The organism is Microbacterium sp. SYP-A9085, assembly GCF_009649635.1.
Classification (GTDB): Bacteria; Actinomycetota; Actinomycetes; order Actinomycetales; family Microbacteriaceae; genus Microbacterium.
The window spans coordinates 1-5,258 of the sequence record NZ_WJII01000010.1 but is presented as its reverse complement, the minus strand read 5'-3'; the positions used below and the strand labels follow the sequence as shown (position 1 = coordinate 5,258).

Sequence of the window (5,258 nt, the reverse complement as noted above, 5' to 3'; positions counted from 1 at the left end):
TTTTTTACGGAGAGTTTGATCCTGGCTCAGGATGAACGCTGGCGGCGTGCTTAACACATGCAAGTCGAACGATGAACCTGGGTGCTTGCATCTGGGGGATTAGTGGCGAACGGGTGAGTAACACGTGAGCAACCTGCCCCGGACTCTGGGATAACAGTTGGAAACAGCTGCTAATACTGGATATGAATCGCGAAGGCATCTTCTGTGGTTGGAAAGATTTTTCGGTTCGGGATGGGCTCGCGGCCTATCAGCTTGTTGGTGAGGTAATGGCTTACCAAGGCGTCGACGGGTAGCCGGCCTGAGAGGGTGACCGGCCACACTGGGACTGAGACACGGCCCAGACTCCTACGGGAGGCAGCAGTGGGGAATATTGCACAATGGGCGGAAGCCTGATGCAGCAACGCCGCGTGGGGGATGACGGCCTTCGGGTTGTAAACCTCTTTTAGCAGGGAAGAAGCGTGAGTGACGGTACCTGCAGAAAAAGCACCGGCTAACTACGTGCCAGCAGCCGCGGTAATACGTAGGGTGCAAGCGTTATCCGGAATTATTGGGCGTAAAGAGCTCGTAGGCGGTTTGTCGCGTCTGCTGTGAAATCCCGAGGCTCAACCTCGGGCCTGCAGTGGGTACGGGCAGACTAGAGTGCGGTAGGGGAGATTGGAATTCCTGGTGTAGCGGTGGAATGCGCAGATATCAGGAGGAACACCGATGGCGAAGGCAGATCTCTGGGCCGTAACTGACGCTGAGGAGCGAAAGGGTGGGGAGCAAACAGGCTTAGATACCCTGGTAGTCCACCCCGTAAACGTTGGGAACTAGTTGTGGGGTCCTTTCCACGGATTCCGTGACGCAGCTAACGCATTAAGTTCCCCGCCTGGGGAGTACGGCCGCAAGGCTAAAACTCAAAGGAATTGACGGGGACCCGCACAAGCGGCGGAGCATGCGGATTAATTCGATGCAACGCGAAGAACCTTACCAAGGCTTGACATACACCGGAAACGGCCAGAGATGGTCGCCCCGCAAGGTCGGTGTACAGGTGGTGCATGGTTGTCGTCAGCTCGTGTCGTGAGATGTTGGGTTAAGTCCCGCAACGAGCGCAACCCTCGTTCTCTGTTGCCAGCACGTTATGGTGGGAACTCAGGGGATACTGCCGGGGTCAACTCGGAGGAAGGTGGGGATGACGTCAAATCATCATGCCCCTTATGTCTTGGGCTTCACGCATGCTACAATGGCCGGTACAAAGGGCTGCGATACCGTGAGGTGGAGCGAATCCCAAAAAGCCGGTCCCAGTTCGGATCGTAGTCTGCAACTCGACTACGTGAAGTCGGAGTCGCTAGTAATCGCAGATCAGCAACGCTGCGGTGAATACGTTCCCGGGTCTTGTACACACCGCCCGTCAAGTCATGAAAGTCGGTAACACCTGAAGCCGGTGGCCCAACCCTTGTGGAGGGAGCTGTCGAAGGTGGGATCGGTAATTAGGACTAAGTCGTAACAAGGTAGCCGTACCGGAAGGTGCGGCTGGATCACCTCCTTTCTAAGGAGCAGCTGGGGGCCTTCGGGTCTTCCAGGCGCCAGATCATCACCGTTCGTGTGGTGCTGGTTAGCTCATGGGTGGAACATTTGACATGGCATCAGCGCGGCTGATTCCTGCTAGTACATCGTCCCTTCGGGGGTGGTTGGAACGTGGGGGTCGGGGAGCGGGGTGCCGGCACGCTGTTGGGTCCTGAGGGACCGGACCGGTTCCTGCTTTCGGGTGGGGGTCGTGAGTGTTTCTCTCAGGCCTGTCTGGCTGCTCTTCGGGGCGGTGCGGGTGGGTGCTGACCGTACTTTGAGAACTACACAGTGGACGCGAGCATCTTAAAGAAAGATGATTTTTGAGGGCTGCCTTTCGGGGTGGTCCTCGCTCATGTGATTTCAAGTCTTTAAGAGCAAACGGTGGATGCCTTGGCATCTGGAGCCGAAGAAGGACGTAGCAATCTGCGATAAGCCTCGGGGAACTGATAAGCAAGTTTTGATCCGAGGGTCTCCGAATGGGGAAACCCCGCCGGGCGGCGTGCCGACCTGGTGACTCCCGTCTGAATATATAGGGCGGGTAGAGGGAACGTGGGGAAGTGAAACATCTCAGTACCCACAGGAAGAGAAAACAACCGTGATTCCGTGAGTAGTGGCGAGCGAAACCGGAAGAGGCCAAACCCAGCATGTGTGATAGCCGGCGGGCGTTGCATGTTGGGGGTAGTGGGACTTTCTTGACTGTTCTGCCGGACAGTCGGCGTGACAAGAGCGTATAGGCGAATCGTCTGGAAAGGCGGGCCGTAGCAGGTGACAGCCCTGTAGCCGAAATGCGTGTTCTTGGCGTGGAGAGTATCCCAAGTAGCACGGGGCCCGAGAAATCCCGTGTGAATCTGTCAGGACCACCTGATAAGCCTGAATACTCCCAGATGACCGATAGCGGACAAGTACCGTGAGGGAAAGGTGAAAAGTACCCCGGGAGGGGAGTGAAATAGTACCTGAAACCGTTTGCTTACAAACCGTTGGAGCCTCCTTGGTAGGGGTGACAGCGTGCCTTTTGAAGAATGAGCCTGCGAGTTAGTGATGTGTGGCGAGGTTAACCCGGGTGGGGTAGCCGTAGCGAAAGCGAGTCTGAACAGGGCGTTCAGTCGCATGTCCTAGACCCGAAGCGAAGTGATCTATCCATGGCCAGGCTGAAGCGACGGTAAGACGTCGTGGAGGGCCGAACCCACTTAGGTTGAAAACTGAGGGGATGAGCTGTGGATAGGGGTGAAAGGCCAATCAAACTTCGTGATAGCTGGTTCTCTCCGAAATGCATTTAGGTGCAGCGTTGCGTGTTTCTTGCCGGAGGTAGAGCTACTGGATGGCCGATGGGCCCGACCAGGTTACTGACGTCAGCCAAACTCCGAATGCCGGTAAGTGAGAGCGCAGCAGTGAGACGGTGGGGGATAAGCTTCATCGTCGAGAGGGAAACAACCCAGACCACCATCTAAGGTCCCTAAGCGCGTGCTAAGTGGGAAAGGATGTGGAGTTGCTTTGACAACCAGGAGGTTGGCTTAGAAGCAGCCACCCTTGAAAGAGTGCGTAATAGCTCACTGGTCAAGTGATTCCGCGCCGACAATGTAACGGGGCTCAAGCACGCCACCGAAGTTGTGGCATTCGCATATTTTGACCGGCCCTTGCGGGTCCAGTCGTGTGGATGGGTAGGAGAGCGTCGTGTGCCGGGTGAAGCGGCGGGGTGACCCAGCCGTGGACGGCACACGAGTGAGAATGCAGGCATGAGTAGCGAAAGACGTGTGAGAAACACGTCCTCCGAAAGACCAAGGGTTCCAGGGTCAAGCTAATCTTCCCTGGGTAAGTCGGGACCTAAGGCGAGGCCGACAGGCGTAGTCGATGGACAACGGGTTGATATTCCCGTACCGGCGAAGAACCGCCCCAGTCAATCCAGTGGTGCTAAGAGTCCTAGCCAGGACGTGCCGGATCCCTTCGGGGTGATGGTGTCCTGGTGAACGCTCGACCCCATGCTGGTGCGGCTAGCGTATTAACAGGTGTGACGCAGGAAGGTAGCCCAAGCCAGGCGATGGTTGTCCTGGTGCAAGTGCGTAGCCCGACTCCTAGGCAAATCCGGGAGTCACCAAGGGTGAGACACGATGCGGATGAAAAGTGGGTGATCCTATGCTGCCGAGAAAAGCATCGACGCGAGGTTCCAGCCGCCCGTACCCCAAACCGACTCAGGTGGTCAGGTAGAGAATACCGAGGAGATCGAGAGAATCGTGGTTAAGGAACTCGGCAAAATACCCCCGTAACTTCGGGAGAAGGGGGGCCATCCGCTTATACCGCCTAGCGCGGGAAAGGGTGTGGTGGCCGCAGAGACCAGTGGGTAGCGACTGTTTACTAAAAACACAGGTCCGTGCTAAGTCGCAAGACGATGTATACGGACTGACGCCTGCCCGGTGCTGGAAGGTTAAGAGGAGCGGTCAGCCGCAAGGCGAAGCTGCGAATTTAAGCCCCAGTAAACGGCGGTGGTAACTATAACCATCCTAAGGTAGCGAAATTCCTTGTCGGGTAAGTTCCGACCTGCACGAATGGCGTAACGACTTCCCAACTGTCTCAACCGCGAACTCGGCGAAATTGCATTACGAGTAAAGATGCTCGTTACGCGCAGCAGGACGGAAAGACCCCGTGACCTTTACTACAGCTTGGTATTGGTATTCGGTGTGGCTTGTGTAGGATAGGTGGGAGACTGTGAAGCCCGGACGCCAGTTCGGGTGGAGTCATTGTTGAAATACCACTCTGGTCACTCTGGATGTCTAACTTCGAACCGTGATCCGGTTCAGGGACAGTGCCTGGTGGGTAGTTTAACTGGGGCGGTTGCCTCCTAAAGAGTAACGGAGGCGCCCAAAGGTTCCCTCAACCTGGTTGGCAATCAGGTGGCGAGTGTAAGTGCACAAGGGAGCTTGACTGTGAGACTGACAGGTCGAGCAGGGACGAAAGTCGGGACTAGTGATCCGGCAGTGGCTTGTGGAAGCGCTGTCGCTCAACGGATAAAAGGTACCTCGGGGATAACAGGCTGATCTTGCCCAAGAGTCCATATCGACGGCATGGTTTGGCACCTCGATGTCGGCTCGTCGCATCCTGGGGCTGGAGTAGGTCCCAAGGGTTGGGCTGTTCGCCCATTAAAGCGGTACGCGAGCTGGGTTTAGAACGTCGTGAGACAGTTCGGTCCCTATCCGCTGCGCGCGTAGGAAGTTTGAGAGGATCTGACCCTAGTACGAGAGGACCGGGTTGGACGAACCTCTGGTGTGTCAGTTGTTCCGCCAGGAGCACCGCTGATTAGCTACGTTCGGGATGGATAACCGCTGAAAGCATCTAAGCGGGAAGCCGGCCTCGAGATGAGACTTCCATCCCCATTAGGGGGAGAGGCTCCCAGCTAGACTACTGGGTTGATAGGCCGGATGTGGAAGCGCAGCAATGCGTGCAGCTGACCGGTACTAATAAGCCGATGACTTGATAACACTTTCCGTCATCCCTTGCGGGTGACTCGCGTCCACTTTGTGGTTCTCGATGTACGGTCGAAAACCAACACAACACGATACTCATCGTTGTTGTCACCGTGATACATCAACAGTGTTTCGGCGGCCATAGCGAGAGGGAAACGCCCGGTCCCATTCCGAACCCGGAAGCTAAGCCTCTCAGCGCCGATGGTACTGCAGGGGCGACCCTGTGGGAGAGTAGGACACCGCCGGACTTCCATT

Annotated in this window: 3 rRNA genes; all 3 read left to right on the top strand. The window is 56.4% G+C overall.

The window, feature by feature from the left end:
* Positions 1 to 3 precede the first annotated feature (3 nt).
* The 3 genes from GH740_RS13810 to rrf all read left to right on the top strand — a co-directional run bounded on the left by GH740_RS13810 (position 4) and on the right by rrf (position 5,251).
* Positions 4 to 1,528, top strand: a 16S ribosomal RNA gene (locus GH740_RS13810).
* 378 nt (positions 1,529 to 1,906) lie between these two features.
* Positions 1,907 to 5,018: ribosomal RNA gene (locus tag GH740_RS13805) — 23S ribosomal RNA — on the top strand.
* 116 nt (positions 5,019 to 5,134) lie between these two features.
* Positions 5,135 to 5,251, top strand: a 5S ribosomal RNA gene (gene rrf / locus GH740_RS13800).
* Together the 16S, 23S and 5S rRNA genes form the textbook arrangement of a ribosomal RNA operon.
* Positions 5,252 to 5,258: the final 7 nt, after the last annotated feature.